The organism is Spirosoma fluviale (genome assembly GCF_900230225.1).
GTDB classification, from domain to species: Bacteria; Bacteroidota; Bacteroidia; order Cytophagales; family Spirosomataceae; genus Spirosoma; species Spirosoma fluviale.
Genome location: NZ_OCNH01000001.1, coordinates 2,163,797 through 2,186,514, shown reverse-complemented (window position 1 = coordinate 2,186,514; position 22,718 = coordinate 2,163,797). Strand labels below are relative to the sequence as shown.

Here is a 22,718-nt window from a genome sequence, read left to right as displayed (position 1 = left end):
GAAAAGTGTATCAAAAAGAAGGGGATAGTCTCTTCAGTCGAAAACCCACGAAGCCATCGAGATTACAGTTTACTGGTTAAACCGGCTAATGTCTCAAATACGAAAGAATATGTCCCAAATTTAAACGTGCGCTCAAGGCTAACAGCCGACATTTGACTCAATAAACAGCTATTAATGGTTGTCGATGAACTACTTCTTTTTTGTTCTTCACTAAGCAACCCTAGTACTGCTTGTTTGCCGATTAACTCATTGAAACGCTGATGCACAGGTAAGCGGTCATGAGCCCGGCCAGAAATGCTACCGGATCATACTCTGAATAATGGACCTGCGTCCTGAACGTATATGGCCATCGTTATCGAATGGCAACGTGTCAAAGCAACCCAATACCTACCAGTAAGTATTCCGAATTTTTCCCAGCCAATCACACCAAACGTCTATTTTACCATGAAGAATATTGCCCTCCTGATTATTCTATCCGTCCTTTGCCTGTTGTCGGTTCAATTTTATTCGTTTACGAGTTCAACAGATACCAAAGCTGTTGATCCTCAAGAGCGCTTTCCCGACTATGGATTCTTACCTAACGACTATTCAGGTACCCTCTTCAAGCTCAGCCAGGACTATCCAACAACACTGCCAGCGGGCCCGCTACCCGCCTTTTTTAAAACTGATTTCAAGAAGGACTGGAGAACATACATGCTTCAGGTTCGGGATTATTGTTTTGAAGGTAATACCGGTATCGACTTTCGGGTAGAGAACAACGTCGTCAGAAAATGGTACCATATGCCCTGGCAGCATTGGGACTTTGATGGTCATGGCCGGGAAGGGATCCATGGATTAACGAAAGAAGCCCCTATTCAGCCACTCCAGTTAGCACCTACGCAAACAACCGATTCGGCAGGTGCCTGGGCAGTTGGATTCTATAATGAAATAGGCGGCTACACCATTGGTAAGGTCTGGAAAGATCATGATAACCCAGACGCTTCGGTTACGACGGGCCCCAAGGGTGGATTTAAAGAGGGCGCTGTATTATTTAAGCTCCTATTCGCTTCTATTCCAAAGGAAAAGGCCGCTGCTGAGGTGCCTTCTTTGGCTAATGGACTTTGGTGGAAAGCGTTTGTGTCGCCAGTTTACAAATCACCAGTACGGGCTGTAACGGAAGTTGCTCTTATTCAGATGGATATTCTGGTACGTGATAGTAAGGCGCCTACAGGATGGATTGCTGGTACATTTCAATATAATGGGAAGCTGAATAAAGCCAACAAATGGGAAAATCTAGTTCCTGTTGGCCTCATGTGGGGTAATGACCCAGACATTACCGATAATAAGTTTACCAACGCAAAGCCGAAGGTAACACGAATCAACCCAGAACTAAAGGAGACCGTTATTAATCCGGATACGGCAGAACTGCCAGCTACTCACTTAGGCTGGAATGGCCGACTGAATGGCCCGGTCGATAACCCCAAAAGTTCGTGCTTAAGTTGCCACGCAACGGCTCAGTACCCGGCCAAGTCTCCTCTCAATCCACTCTTTTTTCCGAAGGATACTATAATTGTTGAGTCGTCTAAGAGATGGATGCTTTGGTTTCAAAATACTAAATGTGCCACCGTTTTTTCGGGCTTGAATTCCCCTGATACAATGGTTGGGGTTAAATCAACGGATTTTAGCCTCCAGCTGGCCGATGCGCTGCAAAATTTCGACACCTGGAAAATGAAACAGAACGGTCTGTTTGCCAGTCAGCATACAGATTCTCTTAAGAACCAGCGTCCTTCTGCGCTTATGTTGAGGTCAGGTAAGCCCGGCTTTAAAGGCAAGGCTGTGTATACTATTCGCAGAAACCAATAAGTCAGAGAGGAATTTAGCGTATCCAAATGAGTCAGCATGAGGCAACCCACGGTGCCTGAAAGGCAACATCGTTGGCATAAAGTACCATTTAACTGAAATTTTCGAACACGAACCACATCAATAAGTCAGGTAATGAAAACATCGAATAAACATAGTTTGCCACCAATACCGACCGGCTTTGGCCTGCCGTTTTACTACGCCACCTTGTTCAATATTGAGGTTGCTTTCCTGGTAGAACAGGCCAGTGTCATTAAGTATCTTTCCGGCACTGGTTTACGGGCAGCGGACTTCGACGGAAAAGCCATGGTAAGCTTTAACTATCAGCAGTATACTGGCCAGTTTCCGAATGGGTCAAGTAATACGCAGGAAATAGAGCTGAACATTGTCTGCTACCCTAAATCGCAGGCAAAGAACGTTGCCTTCGTTACAGCTGAACAGTATCTGCGGGGGGAGGAACAAACCAAATTAATGGGCCACCATCGGGTATGGGTACCCTGCGACAGTGATACCGCCATACAAGCGGGTATTCAACTGTTTGGCGAACCAAAATTCAAAACCACCTTTGCCACCAGTATTCCCTCGCTGAATGTACCCGATGCAACAACGTGGACCGTTACCTGTAACGACCCTGTTGATCCGGCCAAAGCGATATTTACTTGTGTGGCCGATGTTCGTCAGTTACAGCCGCAGCTGGCGGACGGCTTGTCCAAGCTAAAGCTGGAATAAACTATAGACCCACTGGCTCGTTATGGGACCCCACAACCGGTGAACGCTGCGAAGGCAACGCGAGTTGTGTCCCGATCTGCCCTGTGCAGGCTAAATATAATGCGCTCAAAACACTTAAAAGAGCCCTTGATAAGGATTCCCCTAAAGAGCATTTAAAGAAATTAACGATAGTTAATCAGGCTGTTGCATACAGAGTGTTGGCCGATAAAAGCAATGGTGAGATAACAGGCATTGAATACAAACAATACCAGTATAAAGACTCCCCCAACTACACCACTAAAGTGGCTAAGGGTCGGTATTATGTGCTGGCTGCCAGTGCTATAGAGAATGCTAAGCTTTTACTGGCATCTGACATAGCCAACTCCAGCGATCAGGTTGGCCGTAACCTGATGGACCACCTGGTTATGCTGACCTGGGGATTGACCAAGGAAAAGGTTTATCCTTATCGGGGTCCCGGATCAACGTCCAATATTCCAACGTTCCGAAACGGTGAATTCCGGAAAGAACATGCCGCCTGGATTTCCCCTTTTGACAATTGGGGCTGGAGCTGGCCTGTGTTTTCACCAGGTGCCGATTTGAACAACGCCCTCGGTGAGGGCCTGTTTGGCAAAGCATTACGACAACGCTTGAATAATACGGTAACACGCCAATTTTTACTTCATTTTGAAGTAGAACAAACGCCGGATCCAGACAACCGGGTCACGATTGACCCTGCCTATCTCGACGCCATTGGCAATTACAGGCCCGTTGTTCATTATAATGTGGGTGAGTATATGCTCAAAGCTTTTGAAGCAGCCAAGATAGTGTCCGACCAGATCTTCGACGCCAACGAAATTGAAGACCATACGGTATATGACCCGGTCAAAGATCCAGGCTATACCGTCTACAAAGGCAAAGGCTACACGTACAGAGGGGCGGGTCATATTGTTGGAACACACCGAATGGGGGCAACAAAAGAAGACTCCGTTGTCGATAAAGAGCAACGCAGTTGGGATCACCCTAATTTATTTTTAGTGGGGTGTGGAAACATGCCCACACTAGGCACATCAAACCCGACTCTAACGATGGCCGCTCTTACCTTTCGTGCCGCAGAATCGCTCCTTACTCTACTTCAAACTTCACATCATGAAACCGAAAATCGCACAAATATTCGCACAAACAAATAATGCAAAGCGTCATAAACTAATTAAAAGGGCAACCCATAACGCTAATCCGGATCATTCTATTAAAAAGGGCCAAACCGCTGGCCCAATTAAAACACTGGATGAGCTGAAAAGCGCGCTTCAAACGGCTATAGAACTCGAACACTCCACTATTCCACCCTATCTCTGTGCGCTATACTCCATCAAGGAAAATTCAAACCGAGTAGCAACGGCCATCATCCGGAGTGTGGTGGTGGAGGAAATGTTGCATATGATTCTGGCGGCTAATCTGTTAAACGCCATTGGCGGAGAGCCTAAAATCAATGCGAAGTGTTTGATTCCGACGTACCCGGCATACTTACCAAATAGTGATAAGTCTTTTAAAATAGATCTTGCCCCCTTCTCTAAACCGACAATTAAAGTCTTTTTGCAGATTGAAAAACCGGCACCGTCGCCAGTCAAGCCCAAAGTGAAAGGGTATAGTACAATCGGGCAGTTTTATTCGGCACTGATGCTGGGAATAGAATACGTAAATGAGCATACACCAGGCGGAATTTTTAGTCAGGATGCAAGCCAGAAAAAGAGGCAAATTACCACCGAACATTATTATGGCGGTGGTGGTCAGATTGTTCCCATTTATTGTATCGAGGACGCACGACTGGCCATTGAAGAGATTGTTGGGCAGGGAGAGGGCATTGACGGTACGATCGACGATAGTGACGAAAAACTGTTTGGCGAAGACTTTGAATACGCCCACTATTTTAGATTTAATGAACTACTATGCGAACAGTATTATAATATAGAGGATACACCAAAGGAAGGCCCCACAGGCGACAAGCTGCCTGTTGACTGGGAGGCTGTTCATAACATGAAGCTAAATCCAACCATGCGAGACTTTGAAGATCGGCCTGAGCTCATGGCATTGGCCCAGTCCTTCAACGAAACCTACTCCACATTGCTGGATAATATTCATGATGCCTGCAACGGTCAGCCGGATCAGTTAATGAAAGGTATTGGTTTAATGTACCAACTTAAATATAAGGCGATACAGCTCATGAATATTCCCTATAAAGATGGCCTTATGGCGGGTCCTACATTTGAGTTTTACAAAAATGTTTGACCCTAAAAATCATGTACCCCATCCTTTCAAAATGGTATATTGCACCGGGCAATGAAATAGAAGCAATCGCTGTTTTGAAAGAGTTACCCGCTAAAGTACGCGCCAGTGAGCCTGAATCTTTAAAAGTAGTCTAACAGGATCGATAACTTGGTTACCACCATCATTCACGTTAATGTGTATTAATTTCAGGTCATTGAAGATGCCTTACGGATATTGACGACACCCCTGCTTGCTCTAATGAACGCGTTGGAAAGCGTTCATTTTCTGCCGGTGATGATGCGGCCATTCCAGATATAGCCTTTGAAACTCCGACCCGGAATTCCGTAATACAACCGGCCTGGCAAGTTCTCCTTTGTTGGGTTGGCAGTCAGTTGAACGTTGTCATTGATTAACTGCTCGTCCTGGAGCTCACAGGTTGGTCGTTTCAGGACAACCCCCCAATAGTCGCCCGGTGCGGGCGATTTACTCTTTCTCTCAAGAACTCTGTCCCGTATGTACCAGGCGAAAAGCAGCAATAGGCCAATGAGTAGGAGTATGGTGTTCATAGCTCAGCATCGTTTGCGTGGAGGATTGGGTCAGGTTGTCGTTAAACCTTACTTTCCGGATAGATCTTTTTATGTCCGGCGGCCAGAATAGCGTATTGGGCTGGCGTTAGTATCGCTTTGTAAGCAAGTACTTTATTCGTTTCGACAACAACGGCCAGCGCCCGTAGTTTTTTATTCGTCAGTCCGGAGGCCTTCAGCTTTTTCACGCCGTCATTAAAGTTGACAACGGCGTTCGTAATAATTTCTTTGGCTTTAGGCTCTTGTTGATCGGTTAGTTTGAGTCGTTGCTTGTCGGCCTTAATGACCGACTTGATGATCATGCCGATGGTGGCTCCATTGTTCAGGAGCACAAACTTTTCATTTTCGACCGGCTTTGTCTGTGCGGGTGCCGGGCTGGAAAAGGTTACGAGCACAGCAAACGCAATGCAGAAAATTTTCATACTGATCCGTTCAATTGACGATTAACTGAAAGTTGCTTACGAAGCGAATATACGGCTATTTGCCGATAGGCTGGACTGACCGAGCAACTGGTTTGCAAAAAAGGAATGTTTAGCTGAGTATGTGGTCGCACAACTAGTTGACTAGTAACAAGACCGCCCAGCCACATTGCAGCTGGGCGGTTGATTCCCTATACCATTTATAATAATAGGACAAGAAGGCTATTAAAGTTTAAAACTACTTGCATAGTCAGCCAATGCGTGTAAAGCCTTTGGCTGATATGTATAAAAAAAGCCCGGCCACAAGGTAACCGGGCTTTCCGCTATCTATCCACACCTAGGAATCACTCAAATTAGATACTTAAGCGACCCCTAAGAAGACAGTCTCCTGCCTTCTAATGTACTCCAACGTCTTGCGTAGGCAGATTGTTGGCAAAAAGGGGCTAAATTTGGTGTTAAATTTAAAATATTTTATAAACTACCCACTTTGTAGCTGTCTGCCTTACAAACAAGGCTATAGAACGGGAGGTGTAGACATAGTGTTTACCTTAATTGATCTTCTTGGACTTAACTGCTTCAACGTTCTTTTTGCGGTTTTCCAACTCCACAAGAGCCGTTTCCTGCTCAGTTTTGTTTGTTACCATGTCTTTGTTCAACTGTTCGAGTTGTTTGGCATTATCGTCAATACGTTTCAACAGCCGTTCCTTTTCTTTCTCGTTCTGTTCGACTTCACGCACAAGACGCTCCCCGTTTCGAACCAGCTTCTGGTGATTCTTCTGGGCTTCATCGAAGCTACTTTCTGCCAGTCGAACCTCTTGTCCATATAGGGAGTTATTCGAAAACTCTTTTAAGAGTGCTTCCGCAGCCGTGTACCCTGTACCGCCAGTCGTTACAAAATTGCCGTTGCCAAGATCGAAGGAAGCAAAAATAGTGGCCGCGGTACGTGTTGTTTTAACCGTACTGACCAGATTAATTGGCTCAGATGAGATCGAGGGGATGCTGGCATTGGTTACCCGGTACGTACCTCTGGACGACGTAGTGCGACCAAATGTTTGAAGTTTGGTTTCCCAGTCTTTTTCAATCTGTTTGCCATCGCCCTGAAGGGTTAAATACAGGCCGGGTAGTTTTGCCTTATCGACCGTGGTTTCGCCCGCATAAACAGTTTGAGCAACGGTTGAATAAGAGTAAGCTAAAAGCCAATAGATCAGGCAGTAACGTAAAATAGTTTTCATGGTATAGTGGGTAAGTCCGGTAATTAACCGGGATTGATGAACTAATAGTGAACAATTCGTCAGGCAACTTTTTTGGTTATCAATAAACGTTTATTGCCGTTGAGGAGGGTAGTCGCAAAAATGTAGGTATCCCCGCCTTCGCGTAAAGATAATTTTTTCCTCAATTCGGCTACAGATTGCGGGAAGTTTCGAACGGTTAGATTAGCCTTCAAGTCAGGAATGGCCACTTTAAGCGTTTTTGTATCGGGCCTAATCAACTGGTTGAACTTGAAAATACGCCCTGGAAAATCCTTCCGGAGTTCAGTGCTGGTATAGATATGGCTATTGGGCGCAAGCTTCGTCAACCCAAACCGAGCCCCAACCAGCCGAAAAGCACCGGCTTTCATAACAGCTGCATTCGGCTCGTACAGATAGGTCTGCGGGTCTCCAAAGGGGACCTCTGCCGAACGTTCGTCCTCCCAATTGAAGCTAAATGTCACGGACTGTTCGGCAAGTAGGTTAACAGCGTTAACCTTAATTCTGTCCGCTTCAATTGCCTGATTACCAAGTACGAATAAGGTTTCCTTCACTTCGCCCTGTACGGCAATAATATGGACGGATTCGACGGTTTTTGCCAGTTGGCGAATTGCTAAATCAATGTCGAGCAGGGGGGAGGCTTTCAGTAGAATTCGATTCGCACCTGCCTGTAAAACCCCAAGCGTTTCGGGCTGGGTAATATCCGGTTCACAATCCTGAAGCTGAACAACTTTCCCCCCTGTTTCATCCCGCCGGTGAGGGTCCAGATAAAGCCAGTCGGCGGGAACATCGACTGTTGTTCTCACGACGGACAGGCCGTCGCCCGTATGGACAGTTACGTTAGTCGCTCCAAGGAGTGGCAGGTTGTGGGCGGCCAGACCGGCTAGTTCCGGGTTGCGCTCCACGTATAGAACCCGTTCCACCCGTTGAGAAAAAGCCCAGGTATCAACCCCCATGCCGCCGGTAAGGTCCAGCAGCCGATGTCCGCTCACGAGCGAAGCTTTGTAAAGGGCAGTCTCCTCCGATGATGCCTGTTCAACCGAAAGTCCCGGTGGGAATACCAGAGCGTTATTGGTGTACCAGGTGGGCAGTTTTTCTTTTGCTTTCTGCCGGGCGGCTATCTGAGCGGCCAGTTTTCTGATGTCCAAACCATCTGGTGCTCCCTTCAGTAGTAAAGTACTAACGTTGTCGGTCAGGTGAGTTTGTATGTATGCCTGTTCTGGCAAAGAAAGCTTAGTCACAAGCAGTATTAATTTAATTTTAATTACTTTTTAATTTGCTGCAACCTGTATCGACAAGTCAACGTTACAGATAAACATAGTTAACTGCCAGCTTTTCTGTATGAAACGTGTTAATCCGATCCACACGCTTACACATTACCAATCGAGTTATTTGCGCCATGATTTTCCCGCCGGGTTATCCGTTTTTTTAGTTGCTCTGCCGCTCTGTCTGGGTATAGCCCTTGCCTCCGGTGCTCCTTTGTTTTCGGGGCTCGTGGCTGGTGTGATTGGTGGTATCGTGGTAGGACTGCTGTCAGGTTCCGAAATCAGTGTAAGCGGTCCGGCTGCCGGTCTGGCTGTTATCGTTGCCGATGCCATTGCAAAAATAGGCTCTTATGAGGCATTTCTGGTGGCTGTGGTCCTGGCGGGCTTAATTCAGTTAGTGCTTGGGTTGATTAAGGCGGGTCGCTTTAGTAGTTTTTTCCCCGACAGCGTTATCAAAGGCATGCTGGTAGCCATCGGAATTGTCATTATCCTGAAACAGATTCCCCATGCTCTCGGGCGCGATAACGACTACGAAGGAGAGTTTGAGTTTCAGCAGCTGGCCGATGGTGAGAATACGCTTTCGGAGATTTACCGGGCCATTGAAACGGCCAGTACAGGGGCCGTAATTATCAGCGTCGCGTCGTTGGCTTTCCTGATCACATGGGAACGCACAGCCGGGCGAAGCACGCGGGCCTTCTTTAAAAATTTCCCGGCCGCTTTGGTTGTCGTTATTCTGGGCGTTGCCCTTAATGAGTATTTTAGGGTAGCTATTCCGGACTGGTATCTTGGCAATACGGCCCATCAGCACATGGTGCAAATACCAACAATCGCACCTGGTGTGAGTGTACTGTCCATTTTTGATTTTCCGGATTTCAGCGTCCTGACGAACCCTAAAATTTATGGTATTGCCGTCACCATTGCCCTGGTCGCCAGTCTTGAAACGCTGTTGAACCTGGAAGCCTCCGATCGGCTGGACTCCGCCAAGCGGGTATCCTCAACGAGTCAGGAACTGATAGCGCAGGGGGTAGGCAATATGTTATCGGGCCTGATTGGCGGGTTGCCCGTTACGTCGGTTGTGGTCCGAACGTCGGCCAATGTATATGGCGGAGGGCGTACCCGTATGTCGGCTATTTTGCATGGCGTATTTTTGGTGGTGGCCGTTTTTCTGGGTGGGCCGCTCTTAAACTACATCCCATTATCCTGTTTAGCCGCTGTATTGATCATGGTAGGGTATAAACTCGCTAAGCCCGCCATCTTCAAAAAGACCTATCAGGACGGATGGAGCCAGTTCGTTCCGTTCATTGTGACCGTAGCAGGTATTGTCTTCACCGATTTGCTGATTGGCATTGCACTGGGGTCGGTTGTGGGAATTGGCTATGTGCTGTACACAAATTTTCAATCAACGTTCAGCTTCATCCGCGATGGTCGGAAAGTAACAATTGATTTTCAAAAGGACCTCTATTTTCTAAGTAAGCCACAACTCAAGGAAGCCCTTACTTCACTACAGCCGGGCGATGATGTGCTGATCGATGGGACCAAAGCCCCGTTTATCGACCACGACATTTATAATATGCTACTTGATTACCGCGAAATTGCAGCTATCCAGGGAATTCGGTACGAGTTAAAAAATGTGGTGTTAAACCAGCGCAAACGGAAACGCAGGGATACGGAAACACAGGTGAACAAGTTGCCGGTTTCAGGTTCCATTCAGTAGAGACGCCGGAGTCGTTGTCTTTTCAATTGGACTACATCCGGAATGTAGCTCGATGTCAACTCGCTCATGCGCCAATTAATACAACGTTGCTGGCTTTCTCTTAGCCTGATTTTATTTGTTTTGAACCTTGCGTTTGCTCAGTCACCGTCAAAATCGGGCACCTCTGGGCTGGTCGACTTCTGGCTGACGGACCCTGTTCATGCGGTTTTGTTTAGAAAACAGGCTCCTCTGGTGTTTCGTGAAGGGAAAAACGGGGCAGATTCTCAGACCACGATCCGGGTAGATCCGACCAAAACATACCAAACTATTGATGGGTTCGGGTATACCTTAACGGGTGGCAGCGCCATGCTCATAAACCAAATGGAGGCTACCGCCCGGATGGCCCTGCTCACCGAACTCTTTACGGCTTCAGGTAAAGGAATAGGCGTTAGTTATCTGCGGATAAGCATTGGCGCATCGGATCTCGATGAACGCGTGTTTTCGTACGATGACCTGCCAGCGGGGGAAACGGACCCAACGCTTGCCAAATTCAGTCTGGCCCCGGATGAACAGCATCTGATTCCAGTTCTGAAACAGATTCTATCCATCAATCCCACTCTTAAAATCCTGGGGTCGCCCTGGTCGCCACCGGTGTGGATGAAATCCAACGGAAGTTCAAAGGGCGGAAGTCTGAAACTGGAATACTACGATGTGTATGCCCGGTATTTTGTCCGGTACATTCAGGGCATGAAGAAGGCGGGTATTCCGATCGATGCGATCACCATCCAGAATGAACCATTGCATCCGGGCAATAACCCCAGTATGTTGATGCTGCCCGCCGAACAGGCACTTTTTATCCGGAAAAGCCTGGGACCGGCCTTCAAAAAAGCTGGTATCAAAACCAAAATCATTCTGTACGATCATAATGCCGACCGGCCGGACTATCCACTGTCGGTATTGGCCGATCCGGAGGTTCGCAAATACGTTGATGGATCGGCGTTCCATCTGTACGCTGGCCCGATCAGCGCGCTTTCGGAGGTTCACCAGGCATATCCTGACAAGCATATCTATTTTACCGAACAGTGGATTGGGGCACCCGGAAACTTGAAAGGAGACCTAAACTGGCATGTTCGTGAGTTAATTATCGGGGCTACCCGCAATTGGAGCCGCACGGTGCTGGAGTGGAATCTGGCCGCTGATCCCGACCAAAAGCCGCACACACCCGGCGGATGTGATCAATGCCTGGGGGCATTAACGATCAAGGGGAGTACCGTTAAGCGCAACCCCGCCTATTACATTGTAGCGCTGGCGGCAAAATTTGTCCGGCCGGGTTCGGTCCGTATTGATTCTGATCTGCCTAAGTCTTTGCCCAATGTTGCGTTTAAGACGCCGGATGGAAAAACGGTTATGATTGTTCTGAACGATAGTCCGTCCGCACAGCGCCTGCGTATTATCACTCAGAACAGACAAACCCAGGCTACACTGGCCGGTGGTGCTGTAGCAACCCTGGTCTGGTAACAGGAATAAATCGTTTTCACACTGTCGACGGCTCCAACCGTCTGAAAAAACACATGCGAACCCCAGGCCGAATCACCATTCCGTTACTCCTTTCAGCGCTGATTCTTATGGTGGCTGGCTTGTCGTTTGTATCAGTTGACCCGTTGGCAGACCTGGTAGCCCCCACTTTCCCCGCCGAACTGACTACGTTCTCCGCGAGCCCGGCCAACCCGGTTTTCACGGGTACCGGTGCTGATACCTGGGATCAGAAAATACGGGAGCGCGGGTACATTCTTCATGAAAAGGGGGTCTATCATCTGTGGTATACGGGATACCGCGAAGGGGCTGGACAAACCCGATCCCTGGGGTATGCCACCTCGCCGGATGGACTCACCTGGACTCGCTATAAAGGAAATCCAATCCATACTTCCTCCTGGGTAGAAGATATGTCGGTGGTTAAATCCGGGAACACCTATTACATGTTTGCCGAAGGGCAAAACGATGTGGCTCACCTGCTTACGTCTACCGACCGAATCCACTGGGAAGAACGGGGGCCACTCGACATCCGGTACACAAATAACCAGCCGCTGCGTGCAGGGCCATACGGTACGCCCGCCGTATGGCAGGAAAAAGGAATCTGGTACCTGTTCTACGAGCGAAAGGATGCGGCCGTTTGGCTGGCAACATCCAAAGACCTAACCGTCTGGAAAAATGTGCAGGATGAGCCGGTACTCACGAAAGGTCCCGATGAATACGACCGCTACGCAATAGCCATAAATCAGATAATTCGCTATAAAGGAGCGTATTACGCCTACTACCACGCGTCGGCGTTTGCCGATTGGCGCGAGTGGTCCACGAACGTAGCGGTATCAAAAGACCTGATTCACTGGACTAAATACGGCGGTAACCCGATTGTGAGCGGGAATCGGTCGAGTGGGATTCTGGTCAATAACGGTTCTGGATTTCGACTCTATACCATGCACCCGGCCGTTAACGTCTTTCTGCCGGTACCAACTGGCAGAAAGCCTGAGTGATGCCCATCAGTTTTTCGGGTGCTCCTTTATGAGATTTTTCGGACCAACGGCCTCAATCGCGGGTGGCCCATCGGGATAATAGCGAAAGCTGGTATTTTCGATCAGGACAGGGTAGGGTTTGAACGTAATCCACCGCAGGGGCCATTTACGAAGCCATAAAGCGGCCGACGTCAACCCCAAAAACCAGCCCGCCGGTTTCTGATATCCGAAAGCTACCCGTAGTTTGTCGCTGATAAGCGCCGAAAAAGCGGGCTGTACAACCGGATGTAAAAACTGGGGAAACCAACCCTGAACAATACGAACAGTGGCATCCGCTATTTTTCGATTACTCTCCGTAAATCGGAAATACCGGTTCTCGTAGGCTTCGGTAGTCGACCGAAAATCAGCCATAGTATCCGGTAGGTCGCGCAGGTTCATGCGCTGGCCCACCTCGCGGAAGAAATAAAAAAATGCCTGTTCTTCAGCCGTCGTAAGTTGCCGCCACCCGTACTGCCGTATCCAGTCAATGGGGTAAAAGACAAACGTAGCCAGCACAAACAGAAAATCGGCATTGTCAATTTTGTAGTGATTATGGATATGATTCATGTGGGTAATGGCCCGCATGCCCTTTTCGCTATCGTAGCCTGATTCCATGAATTCGGATATCAGGCGGCTGGTGTCGTCGTACCGTTTTTGGCCGTGCCGTTCAAATTCGCCGGTTCGGGCCAGTAAACCCGAAATACGCGGGCTGGCGTAGGTGTGAAACAGGGCCAGTTCCAATGCTCGGGTAATGTCGAAAGGGAATTCATAGGCCGTTAGTAAATGCACCATGCGCTGATTGTCGCGAACAGGATCAAGACGCGCTAACTCATACTGTACGGCCGGATTGCGCAACAGGCCGAGTCGTTTGGCATAGGTAGTATTCATGAGGAAGGATATGAATTTCTGGATGCAACCATATAACAAAGTACGCATAGAAATGAACAGCAAAACAGACACAGATGGCTGTTTCTATCCGGTGGCTAGGGCTGGTTGAAACAGGATGCCTGTAAACGAACTCTCCCGGATGGCTAACGTGCTATCCGGGAGAGGCTTTACCACCTGTCTGCTTACTTCAATAGATGCTCAAACAGGTATAAAGCGTATTATCTGATAAATACTATGAATAACTACTATGAGTAATTAGTAACGGTATGGTACGGTAATCGGAATCAATTAACAGGATTAGGCTTTTAATAACCCAATCCCGGACTTTTCAGCCTTTCATGGTTTCTTTTGTTACGGTGATATTTACAAGTTACGGTAGGTACTTACAAGTTACGGTAGTATAAAAATCAGTTTTGTTACGGGACATGAAGCAAAGTAAACGGTGGGTATCACTTCATGGTATCATGCTTACTATTAATCACATGCTGGCCAGGTGCTACTGTCGTCTAACCGGCTCACTCAAGAGAAACTGCCACTCCGATTCAAGTTCATTAATCACCGGGGAAAAGAAGCTGCCATCGAAGGCATCAACAGGTAGGGAAATTCGGTGATCTTCGTCAATGATCTCCGCTTTGATAAGCTGATTTCCTCTCGATGCGACACTGCTAAGTGCATCCAAAGCCGTTTCGATGGTAGCGAACCACCATGAAAAATTGCGCTGGCTGGCGTTTTGGTCCTGGGTTGTGAATAATAATAGCATGAAGGTTAATTGTTACGTTCATTCAAAAGTATAGTGGTTTATCAGCTTAGCCACTGATGAATGTCAGCGTATTGGGTGAGGTAAATCATCTAACCCGCTCAGAGGCCGTTTTTTTGGTAAAAAGCGTGATTTAGCCAGTTAAAACGATAGTCTTAAGTGACTTATATGGTAAAATACTAAAAACTTAAATGGAATTTTAATCAAGTTTCATAATTGGCTATGTAACCGAACAGGATGTATTGGCCTGAAATAATCTGTGAATAAGGATTTTAGCTTATTTAAAATATGTGAAAATAGTTCTTAGTTACTTTTTATGTTATTTAAATTAATAAATAATTATAAAGTTATACATATATATCCTAATATTGTTTATTAATTAACAAGATACATTTTGTAAAACGCGTGTGAACGTAATCTGGCAAGGCCTTTTGTAAGCTATAAAAGACATATTGTTTCATGTTAAATCTTTCATGAAAAGTAGTCTTTGTAACAACCACTCAAATGTCTCTTCCTAGACACGAATACACAATGAGAAGCTGAATTGATATGATAATCAGCTTCTTAGTTAATTGAAAAATGCTTACCCACACCAGATCCAGAGATTAATTCTAACAAAAAACAATCTGACTGAAGTGGGAAAACGCAGCCACAAAGATTATGTTACCTTATTAGTGTGTTTAAGTTTTTTTGTACACCCTTTAAAGTTAATTGCTCAATTAACTATTACTCACCCTGTATCCCGAATGATTGTTCAGCGGGATGACGCCAATCAGGCCACCGTTCAAATAGCGGGTAGTTACAGTCAGCCAATGGATCTTATAGAGGCCCGCGTAATTGCGCGGAATGTTGGGCAGGGCACTACTACCGCCTGGTTAACACTAGACGCTAATCCAATGAACGGTCAATTTAACGGCCTTATACGCATTACTGGAGGCTGGTATAAAATTCTTGTACGAGGGTCAAGAAATGGTAGCCTTTTGGCCGTCGACTCAGTCGATCGATTTGGGGTGGGGGAAGTATTTTTAATTACTGGTCACTCAAATGCGCAGGGAACAAGTTGCTCCTCCGATGGTGTGGATAGATGTCTGACGTTAGACGGAGCATCTGATGAACGAGTGAATGTGATTGGCGTTGACCAACATAGTGTTGCAATGGAGCAGTACCGAAATACGGCCGCTACTTCCTGCTTGCCAGGCTTGGCGTTTAGTCAGTTTCTTCGGTACAGTGGTAGTTCTCCATTTGGCGAAATCCCCTGGTTCTGGGGACATATGGGGGATGAATTAGTACGCCGAATTAATGTACCTGTGCTGTTTTATAATGCAGGATTTGGAGGTACAACCATGAAAGATAACTATAACTCCGCGTATGATATTCCTTTTCAACATTCGTTTGTGCGGTATGACCTGCGTATGCCGTATGTTAACATACGTAACGTCATGAACCTATACGTTCCCACTACGGGTATTCGGGCAATATTAGTACAACATGGTGAGAACGATCGTGAAAGTCCGGCAGACTCTATCTATAAGTATTACCACAAGGTTATTGAGAAGGTACGAATTGAGTTCGGTATGCCCAAACTAGGTTTTATAGTGGCTTTATCTTCGTTTGTAGGTGCTCGTTTTGATAATGTAAGGTCAGCCCAATTCAGGATCATTGGCGAACCAAATTTTGATGCTTATATGGGTCCTGATCTGGATAATATAAACTCGCAGGACGATCGTCCGGATGGGATTCACTTTTCCACAGCTGGTCAGGTTAAGGTGGGTGATTTATGGGCTAATTCCATAAACAATGTGTTGTTCTCGATAACTCCTTATACATCGCAAATACAACCCACTGGTCGTGTAAGTTGTGGTGACTCCAGTCAGGTAACGCTTAGCCAGCCGCCGGGGTATTCCTACCAATGGGCAAATGGTGACACCCTTCAAAATATAACTGCTGGGCCCGGAATCTATTCCGCACGCATTAAAAATGCACAATCGACAATATTCTTTCCACCCGCAATCGTCGTGCCCGCAACGATTCAACCCACCCCACCCAGGGTAACGTCTGAAAACGGAGCTTGGACTATCTGCCGTTCCACTGGTTTGTTGTTAACGTCATCCGCTGGTGAGTGGACAGAATGGAGTACTGGGTCAACGTCGTCATCCATTCGGGTTACACAACCGGGTATATATACTTTAAGAGCTAAAAATCCAGTGTATGGCTGCCTTTCGAGTAAGGTAGCGCAGGCTGTTGGTTTGGCTAGCGTTGATCTGGACTTGCAAATGCAGACCTCCCGTCGCGTTGTGGCGGTGAACGATAGTGTTCAGTTAAGCCTAGTTGTACGTAATACGGGTGAGTGCGATGCCGGACCCGTTACCATAACGAATCGTCTGCCGTCGACTGTTGCCGTTGTTTCGTTGGATTCGGCTGTGACTTTCGATAATAATGAAGTGAGTTCAACCATAACGGCTATTCTATCAGGAGAAACAATAATACGGCAGTACATGGCTCGTATAACAGCTCCCGGCAACTACCAGATTTCGTCCGAAATAACATCCATGGCCAATGCAAATGTCAAGGCAACGCCTAACAATGGCTCTGCGAATGGCGAACTGGACGAAGCAACTGTCGATCTAAGGACGGTAACAAATTCATCAACTGTGTATAAGTCCCCAAATCCAAGCCGGAGCCTCTTACCATCGGTGGTAAAAAATCAATTAATGCTCGACTCCACTAAGGTGGATTTGAGCCTACAGATTGAGTTGAGTCGGATGCTCGTGGCAGTTGATCAAACGGTTGAGGTCAGCTTGTTGGTTCAGAATCAAGGGGGACTGGAGGCAACAAATGTGGTCGTAAGCAATCCGTTACCCTCCGGCTTTCAGTTTGTCTCCTCGGCCTCGGGGATGAGTGTATCGAGTGGGGTCGTTACTGGGAAAATTCAAAAAATTACAGCAGGAGGATTGTCTACGCTGAAATTTGTGGTCAAAGTGCTAAAATCCGGCACTTTCACAAACCAGGCACAGATTACCAGTGCGGATCAGCCCGATTCAGATTCAATCCCTGGTAATGGGTATACCAATGGTGAGGACGATCAAGCCAGCCAGATGTTGCGGACGGCCACCCCAACCAGTCCTTAGTGATTTTATCAGGACTGGTTGGGAGAGGGGTACCGGAAATAGATCGCTTACATGTTTCGACGGTATTTTCCGCCAACGGCATAGAGTGCATTGGTTAACTGCCCCAGCGAACACACTTTTGTGGCTTCCATCAGGCTGTCAAAAATATTCCCGTTGGTCAGGGCCGCCGTTTGAAGGTTGCGCAGTGCCTGCTCTGCACTGGCCCGATGGGTTTCCTGAAAAGTCCGGCAGGAGTCGACGGCATACCGTTTCTCTTCATCTGTAGACCGAATCACTTCAGCCGGTACGACGGTGGGAGAGCCCGCCGGGTCGAGGAAGGTATTGACGCCCACAATTGGCAGGTCGCCATTGTGTTTCAGGGTTTCGTAATACATGGACTCTTCCTGAATTTTACTGCGCTGGTACATCCGCTCCATGGCGCCCAATACGCCACCCCGTTCGTTAATGGCTAAAAATTCCTGATAAACGGCTTCTTCCACCAGTTCTGTCAACTCGTCGATCACAAACGCGCCCTGTAAGGGGTTTTCGTTCGTGGTCAGACCAAATTCCCGGTTTATGATCAGCTGAATCGCCATCGCCCGCCGAACCGACTCTTCGGTAGGGGTGGTGATGGCTTCATCATAGGCGTTGGTATGCAGTGAGTTACAGTTGTCGTAAATGGCCAGTAACGCCTGTAAAGTGGTGCGGATGTCGTTGAAGGCTATTTCCTGCGCGTGTAAACTCCGCCCCGACGTCTGGATGTGGTATTTAAGCTTCTGGGAACGGTCGTTGCCCTTGTACTTGTGTCGCATGGCTTTGGCCCAGATTCGGCGGGCTACGCGGCCAAGTACGGTGTATTCCGGGTCCATGCCATTCGAGAAAAAGAACGACAGGTTAGGCGCAAACGCATCGATGTGCATACCCCGGCTTAAGTAGTACTCAACAAACGTGAACCCATTGGACAGCGTGAAGGCCAGCTGCGAAATAGGATTGGCCCCGGCTTCGGCAATGTGGTAGCCCGAAATAGAAACGGAATAAAAATTCTGTACCCGGTTGTCCGTAAAATACTGCTGAATATCGCCCATCATCTTCAGCGCGAATTCGGTTGAGAAAATACAGGTATTTTGGGCCTGATCTTCCTTCAGAATGTCGGCCTGTACCGTCCCGCGTACCTTTCGGAGCGTGTCGGCTTTGAGTTGTTCGTACACCTCACGGGGCAATACCTGATCGCCGGTGGTACCGAGCAGCATCAGTCCCAGCCCGTCGTTCCCTTCCGGGAGTTCTCCCTGATAGACCGGGTCCGTAGCCTTGCGCGTGTAGGAGTTGCCCTCGGCCCGTAGCCATTTCTCACATTGCTGGTCGATGGCCGCGTTCAGGAAAAAGCCCAGCAATATGGGGGCCGGTCCATTGATGGTCATCGAAACCGACGTGGATGGGTTACAAAGGTCGAAGCCCGAATAAAGCTTCTTGGCATCGTCCAGCGTACAGATGCTGACACCGGAGTTGCCGATTTTGCCGAAAATATCGGGACGCATGGCCGGATCTTCGCCGTACAGCGTTACGGAATCGAAGGCGGTGGAGAGCCGTTTGGCCGGTAAACCTTTCGATACGTAATGAAACCGGCGGTTGGTGCGCTCGGGGCCGCCCTCCCCGGCAAACATCCGGGTGGGGTCTTCGCCTTCCCGCTTCAGGGGAAACACGCCTGCTGTGAATGGAAATTCGCCCGGTACATTTTCGGTCAGCAGCCAGTGCAGCACATCACCCGAATCACTGTATTTAGGCAGACTGACTTTAGGTATTTTCAGGTGCGAAAGCGTCTCGGTGTAAAGTGGCTGTCGGATTACTTTATCCCGCACGGTAAATTCGTAGAACTCGGCCGTGTACCGCTGTTGCATGGCTGGCCATTGTTGCAACAACTGGCGGCAGTCGGGAGCGAGACGGCCCTCCCGGTCGGCGTGCAAACGTTGAAGCTCTTCTTTTCCGGCCCCGTCGGCTAGTAGCCGGATAGCTCCCTCCAGTTGATAAAGTTGCCGGGCCAGGGTCGTTTGTTCGTTCACGTAATCGGCGTACCGTCGGCTTTCTTCCACAATTTCGGCCAGGTAACGCACCCGGTCGGTGGGGATAATGGCGTTGGGCGTGGGTTGCAGGGCATTGTGCATGGTTGACGTCCCGTCAACCGTTTGCTCCATACCCAGCACCCGCATCAGCCGGTCGAAAAGCCGGTTCATGCCCGCATCGTTGAACTGCGAAGCAATGGTGCCCAGAATCGGAAGGTCATCATCCGGAAGGTCCCAGTTGTTGTGATTGCGCCGGTACTGTTTCCGGACATCGCGCAGGGCGTCGAGTGAGCCACGCTTGTCGAATTTGTTAATGGCAATGACATCGGCGAAGTCGAGCATGTCGATTTTTTCCAACTGCGTTGCCGCGCCGTATTCGGCCGTCATCACGTACAGTGTTTTGTCGGCATGTTCCGTGATTTCCGTGTCGGACTGCCCGATCCCCGACGTTTCCACGATGATCAAGTCGAACTGAGCCGCTTTACACACATCGATGGCATCCTGCACATGTCGGCTCAGCGCCAGATTGGACTGACGGGTGGCCAGCGAGCGCATGTACACCCGTGGGGAGTGGATAGCGTTCATCCGGATTCGGTCGCCGAGCAACGCCCCCCCCGATTTGCGTTTGGACGGGTCAACAGATATGATGGCTATCGTCTGGTCGGGAAAGGTGCGTAAAAAACGAAGCACCAGTTCATCGACCAGGGAGGATTTCCCCGCACCTCCCGTACCGGTGATGCCCAATACGGGGGCCGGTTGGGTAGAGTCGGGCAGGAGCCGCTGTTTGGAGAACCGGTCCGGGTGATTTTCTGCCTGACTAATGAGCCGGGCAATTAACTGGGCATCTGTTTGGGTGGGCGCATCGACTTGTGAAGGGGCGGGGGTGTCGAAGTCGCATTGCGTCAACAGATCATCGATCATCCCCTGCAAGCCCATCGCCCGGCCATCGTCCGGCGAGTAGATACGGGCGATGCCATAGGCATGAAGCTCGTCAATTTCGGAAGGGAGAATGGTACCGCCCCCACCGCCAAAGAGTTTGATATGCCCGGCCCCGCGTTCATTGAGCAGGTCGTACATGTATTTGAAAAATTCCAGGTGGCCGCCCTGGTAACTGGTCACGGCAATGCCCTGAACATCTTCCTGAATGGCGCAATCCACAATCTCGGCCACGGAACGGTTGTGGCCCAGGTGAATAACCTCGGCTCCGGACGCCTGCATGAGCCGACGCATCAGGTTAATAGCTGCGTCGTGGCCGTCGAAAAGGGAGGCCGAGGTGACAATGCGGATTTTATGGGTAAAAGCGCGGGGCTTTGCTTGAGCGGATTCTGGTTTTTGAGCAGTGATCATGGACAAAGGAATACAAAAAGGTCAACGAAAAAGTGGGAGAGTCGCATCTTTTACTCCGGAGAAAATAGGCGGTCAAGCCTGAAGGCGAACTTCGGGCACAAATAGGCGAAACAGCGTGCCATTTTGGCGGTGAAATTTAAATTCGCCTTCCAGTTGTTCGCTGAGGGAAGCAATCAGCCGCTTACCGAACGAGGATTGAGACGACGTCAGTTGCCAGGCTGCTACATCGATGCCCGGTCCATTGTCCTGCACCTCAAGCGTGATGCCCGGCTCCGTTCCCTGATTCAGCAACGCAATGCGAAGGAAAGGCCGGTGCTGACTCTGATAGGCATACTTGAAGGCATTCGTAGCTAACTCATTAACGATCAGGCCCAGGGGCATGGCAACGTCTACGTCGAGTTTGGGTTGTTCGACCGTCAGTTGTAAATCGAATTCGTCGGCCTGGTGCCCATACGCCCGCATCAGACTTGCCGAGAGGTCGGTCAGGTATTCCCGCATGTCAACCGTCGTTACCTGATCGGTCTGGTATAATCGCTGGTGAATCATGGCCATGGCTTCTACCCGCTGCTGCCCTTCCCGAACGGCCTGCACCGCCTTTTCGTCGCTAAGTCGATTCGACTGGAGTTTGAGCAGGCTGGATACAATGGCCAGGTTATTTTTCACGCGATGGTGTAACTCTTTCATCAACAACGCCATCTGATCGGATTGCTGCTGAATTTTCAAGCGGCTGTGCTGAACCCGCCTGTAAAGCCAAAAGAGGGTGCCGAGTAAGAGCGTGAGCATAACAAGCCCGGCAATACCCGCCCAGATCTGGCGTTCCTGCAAGGCATTGGTCTTCAGAAGCTGATTGATCTCGACCTCTTTCTGCTGCGTTTGGTACCGGGTTTCCAGTTCGGCCAACTGGCGGTTTTTTGTTTCATTGACGATGCTATCCCGGTTAATTACCTGTTGCTTATAGTAGAACAACGCCTGCCGGTAGTCGCCCCGTCTTTCGGCAATTTGACTCAGGTGGTCGTTAATGTCGGCGAGCATACTGTACTTATTCGTACCCGTCTGCTGAACCCATGTCAGGGCTTGCTGACAGTATTTCTCTGCTTCATCGAGTTTATTCCGGGGAATGAGGGCATAGGGCATACTGGCCCATATGAAACCAAGGAAATAGCTATCGTTCTGCCTGGTAGCAAACCGTTCGGCCAGGCGGAACTTGTCTTCGGCGCGGGTGTACTGTTGCCAGTTTTTGTCCATCAGTGCCGAATTGAACAAGGCCGTGTAATAGGTTAACGAATCGCCCTTTTGTTGGTAATAGGCCAGTGCTTTCTGCATGTAGGCATCCGCCTGCTTTTCGTCTTTGCGGTGACTCAGGAGATGAGCCATTTGTTCGTAAAACTGAACCAGCACCTCGTTGATCCCGGCCTGTCGGGCCAGTTTCATACCCAGTTCTGCATAGTGAAAGGCCTGTTTATCATCATGAAGCCGATCATAACTAAAGCTGATGAAGTACAGAGTGCTGGCAATGTTGCGTGAATCACTTGTTTTTTTGAACTCACTCAATGCCCGCTGGTAGTAAGCTATGGCCTGGGTGTAATCGCTCACGTGTTCGTACCAGTACCCCATTCCCCGATAGGCCAGGCCAATCGACCCTGGGTTGCCCAGCCGCTGGGCTAGCTGCAGCGCCTGCTGATACGCCTGCCGGGCATTGCTTAGCTGCCCCCCGCTAACCAGCGAATCGCCAACCTGTCCAAGTGCCCACACCCTGGCGGAGTCGGGGGCCTTTTCCAAAGATGGAGGAAGCCAGGTAGACTGAGCGATGGATTCGCCTGCCTGTGCCAACGTGTATACGATCAGCAGGAGCGTGTAGGTAGATCGCACAGTCATAGGGCGGTGTATTTACAAAGGGTATCGATTAGAATTACCCAAGGTACACGATTTTCGTCTGCACGCAAAGTGCGGCTTTTAACGGTAGACGATGCGATCGGGCTGAATGGTCTACCCCATG

Annotated in this window: 17 protein-coding genes; 9 read left to right on the top strand and 8 right to left on the bottom strand. The window is 48.8% G+C overall.

Translation table 11 applies throughout. The features are described 5' to 3' along the window. The first annotated feature begins 444 nt into the window (after positions 1–444). From CRO74_RS09150 to CRO74_RS32205, 5 genes are all read left to right on the top strand, one after another. On the top strand, positions 445–1,842 hold the full coding sequence (locus tag CRO74_RS09150) for a hypothetical protein (protein ID WP_097125646.1): 1,398 nt from the start codon (positions 445–447) through the stop codon (positions 1,840–1,842). 132 nt (positions 1,843–1,974) lie between these two features. Beyond that, positions 1,975–2,568: a hypothetical protein gene (locus CRO74_RS09145; protein ID WP_097125645.1), complete on the top strand. Its 594-nt coding sequence runs from the start codon at positions 1,975–1,977 to the stop codon at positions 2,566–2,568. A gap of 83 nt (positions 2,569–2,651) precedes the next feature. Further along, positions 2,652–3,734: a GMC oxidoreductase gene (locus CRO74_RS09140; protein ID WP_262508209.1), complete on the top strand. Its 1,083-nt coding sequence runs from the start codon at positions 2,652–2,654 to the stop codon at positions 3,732–3,734. After that, a complete protein-coding gene (locus tag CRO74_RS09135) occupies positions 3,694–4,830 on the top strand; it encodes a ferritin-like domain-containing protein (RefSeq protein WP_097125643.1) in 1,137 nt (378 codons plus the stop codon). The genes CRO74_RS09140 and CRO74_RS09135 overlap by 41 nt, the downstream gene beginning before the upstream one ends. A gap of 11 nt (positions 4,831–4,841) precedes the next feature. Next, a complete protein-coding gene (locus CRO74_RS32205; RefSeq protein ID WP_262508208.1) occupies positions 4,842–4,964 on the top strand; it encodes a hypothetical protein in 123 nt (40 codons plus the stop codon). A 123-nt stretch (positions 4,965–5,087) separates the two neighbouring features. Here the strand turns inward: CRO74_RS32205 and CRO74_RS09130 are convergent, their stop codons facing one another. The 4 genes from CRO74_RS09130 to CRO74_RS09115 all read right to left on the bottom strand — a co-directional run bounded on the left by CRO74_RS09130 (position 5,088) and on the right by CRO74_RS09115 (position 8,300). After that, positions 5,088–5,375 carry a hypothetical protein gene (locus tag CRO74_RS09130; protein WP_097125642.1) on the bottom strand — a complete coding sequence of 96 codons (288 nt, stop codon included), beginning with the start codon at positions 5,373–5,375 and terminating at the stop codon, positions 5,088–5,090. A 41-nt stretch (positions 5,376–5,416) separates the two neighbouring features. Further along, on the bottom strand, positions 5,417–5,815 hold the full coding sequence (locus CRO74_RS09125; protein WP_097125641.1) for a hypothetical protein: 399 nt from the start codon (positions 5,813–5,815) through the stop codon (positions 5,417–5,419). A 545-nt stretch (positions 5,816–6,360) separates the two neighbouring features. Then, positions 6,361–7,044: a hypothetical protein gene (locus CRO74_RS09120; RefSeq protein WP_097125640.1), complete on the bottom strand. Its 684-nt coding sequence runs from the start codon at positions 7,042–7,044 to the stop codon at positions 6,361–6,363. 59 nt (positions 7,045–7,103) lie between these two features. Further along, the gene (locus CRO74_RS09115) at positions 7,104–8,300 is read right to left on the bottom strand and encodes a THUMP-like domain-containing protein (RefSeq protein ID WP_097125639.1); all 1,197 of its coding nucleotides are present in this window, start codon (positions 8,298–8,300) and stop codon (positions 7,104–7,106) included. Positions 8,301–8,400: 100 nt separating this feature from the next. Between CRO74_RS09115 and CRO74_RS09110 the strand changes: the two genes are divergently transcribed. The 3 genes from CRO74_RS09110 (at position 8,401) to CRO74_RS09100 (ending at position 12,548) form a co-directional block, all read left to right on the top strand. Beyond that, the gene (locus CRO74_RS09110) at positions 8,401–10,038 is read left to right on the top strand and encodes a SulP family inorganic anion transporter (RefSeq protein ID WP_097125638.1); all 1,638 of its coding nucleotides are present in this window, start codon (positions 8,401–8,403) and stop codon (positions 10,036–10,038) included. Between the two features lie 66 nt (positions 10,039–10,104). Further along, on the top strand, positions 10,105–11,535 hold the full coding sequence (locus CRO74_RS09105) for a glycoside hydrolase family 30 protein (RefSeq protein ID WP_097125637.1): 1,431 nt from the start codon (positions 10,105–10,107) through the stop codon (positions 11,533–11,535). 53 nt (positions 11,536–11,588) lie between these two features. Next, positions 11,589–12,548: a glycoside hydrolase family protein gene (locus tag CRO74_RS09100; protein WP_097125636.1), complete on the top strand. Its 960-nt coding sequence runs from the start codon at positions 11,589–11,591 to the stop codon at positions 12,546–12,548. Positions 12,549–12,554: 6 nt separating this feature from the next. Here CRO74_RS09100 and CRO74_RS09095 read toward each other — a convergent pair whose 3' ends face one another. Both CRO74_RS09095 and CRO74_RS09090 read right to left on the bottom strand, forming a co-directional pair. After that, on the bottom strand, positions 12,555–13,454 hold the full coding sequence (locus CRO74_RS09095; protein WP_097126071.1) for an oxygenase MpaB family protein: 900 nt from the start codon (positions 13,452–13,454) through the stop codon (positions 12,555–12,557). A gap of 496 nt (positions 13,455–13,950) precedes the next feature. Then, a complete protein-coding gene (locus CRO74_RS09090; RefSeq protein WP_097125635.1) occupies positions 13,951–14,214 on the bottom strand; it encodes a hypothetical protein in 264 nt (87 codons plus the stop codon). Between the two features lie 743 nt (positions 14,215–14,957). Here CRO74_RS09090 and CRO74_RS09085 point away from each other — a divergent pair. After that, entirely contained in the window at positions 14,958–17,339 is a 2,382-nt protein-coding gene (locus CRO74_RS09085) for a sialate O-acetylesterase (RefSeq protein ID WP_097125634.1), read from the top strand. A 47-nt stretch (positions 17,340–17,386) separates the two neighbouring features. On the opposite strand, the gene CRO74_RS09080 is transcribed toward CRO74_RS09085, so the two are convergent. Beyond that, on the bottom strand, positions 17,387–20,722 hold the full coding sequence (locus CRO74_RS09080) for a methylmalonyl-CoA mutase family protein (RefSeq protein WP_097125633.1): 3,336 nt from the start codon (positions 20,720–20,722) through the stop codon (positions 17,387–17,389). Positions 20,723–20,794: 72 nt separating this feature from the next. Further along, a complete protein-coding gene (locus CRO74_RS09075; protein ID WP_097125632.1) occupies positions 20,795–22,597 on the bottom strand; it encodes a histidine kinase dimerization/phosphoacceptor domain -containing protein in 1,803 nt (600 codons plus the stop codon). Positions 22,598–22,718 lie beyond the last annotated feature (121 nt).

Excerpts from the sequence above, each read along its gene's own strand:
- CRO74_RS09145 (WP_097125645.1), top strand. The coding sequence starts at position 1,975 with ATGAAAACATCGAATAAACATAGTTTGCCACCAATACCGACCGGCTTT.
- CRO74_RS09090 (WP_097125635.1), bottom strand. The coding sequence starts at position 14,214 with ATGCTATTATTATTCACAACCCAGGACCAAAACGCCAGCCAGCGCAAT.
- CRO74_RS09130 (WP_097125642.1), bottom strand. The coding sequence starts at position 5,375 with ATGAACACCATACTCCTACTCATTGGCCTATTGCTGCTTTTCGCCTGG.
- CRO74_RS09110 (WP_097125638.1), top strand. The coding sequence starts at position 8,401 with ATGAAACGTGTTAATCCGATCCACACGCTTACACATTACCAATCGAGT.
- CRO74_RS09080 (WP_097125633.1), bottom strand. The coding sequence starts at position 20,722 with ATGATCACTGCTCAAAAACCAGAATCCGCTCAAGCAAAGCCCCGCGCT.
- CRO74_RS09150 (WP_097125646.1), top strand. The coding sequence starts at position 445 with ATGAAGAATATTGCCCTCCTGATTATTCTATCCGTCCTTTGCCTGTTG.
- CRO74_RS09120 (WP_097125640.1), bottom strand. The coding sequence starts at position 7,044 with ATGAAAACTATTTTACGTTACTGCCTGATCTATTGGCTTTTAGCTTAC.
- CRO74_RS32205 (WP_262508208.1), top strand. The coding sequence starts at position 4,842 with ATGTACCCCATCCTTTCAAAATGGTATATTGCACCGGGCAATGAAATA.
- CRO74_RS09085 (WP_097125634.1), top strand. The coding sequence starts at position 14,958 with ATGATTGTTCAGCGGGATGACGCCAATCAGGCCACCGTTCAAATAGCG.
- CRO74_RS09125 (WP_097125641.1), bottom strand. The coding sequence starts at position 5,815 with ATGAAAATTTTCTGCATTGCGTTTGCTGTGCTCGTAACCTTTTCCAGC.
- CRO74_RS09095 (WP_097126071.1), bottom strand. The coding sequence starts at position 13,454 with ATGAATACTACCTATGCCAAACGACTCGGCCTGTTGCGCAATCCGGCC.
- CRO74_RS09075 (WP_097125632.1), bottom strand. The coding sequence starts at position 22,597 with ATGACTGTGCGATCTACCTACACGCTCCTGCTGATCGTATACACGTTG.
- CRO74_RS09135 (WP_097125643.1), top strand. The coding sequence starts at position 3,694 with ATGAAACCGAAAATCGCACAAATATTCGCACAAACAAATAATGCAAAG.
- CRO74_RS09105 (WP_097125637.1), top strand. The coding sequence starts at position 10,105 with ATGCGCCAATTAATACAACGTTGCTGGCTTTCTCTTAGCCTGATTTTA.
- CRO74_RS09100 (WP_097125636.1), top strand. The coding sequence starts at position 11,589 with ATGCGAACCCCAGGCCGAATCACCATTCCGTTACTCCTTTCAGCGCTG.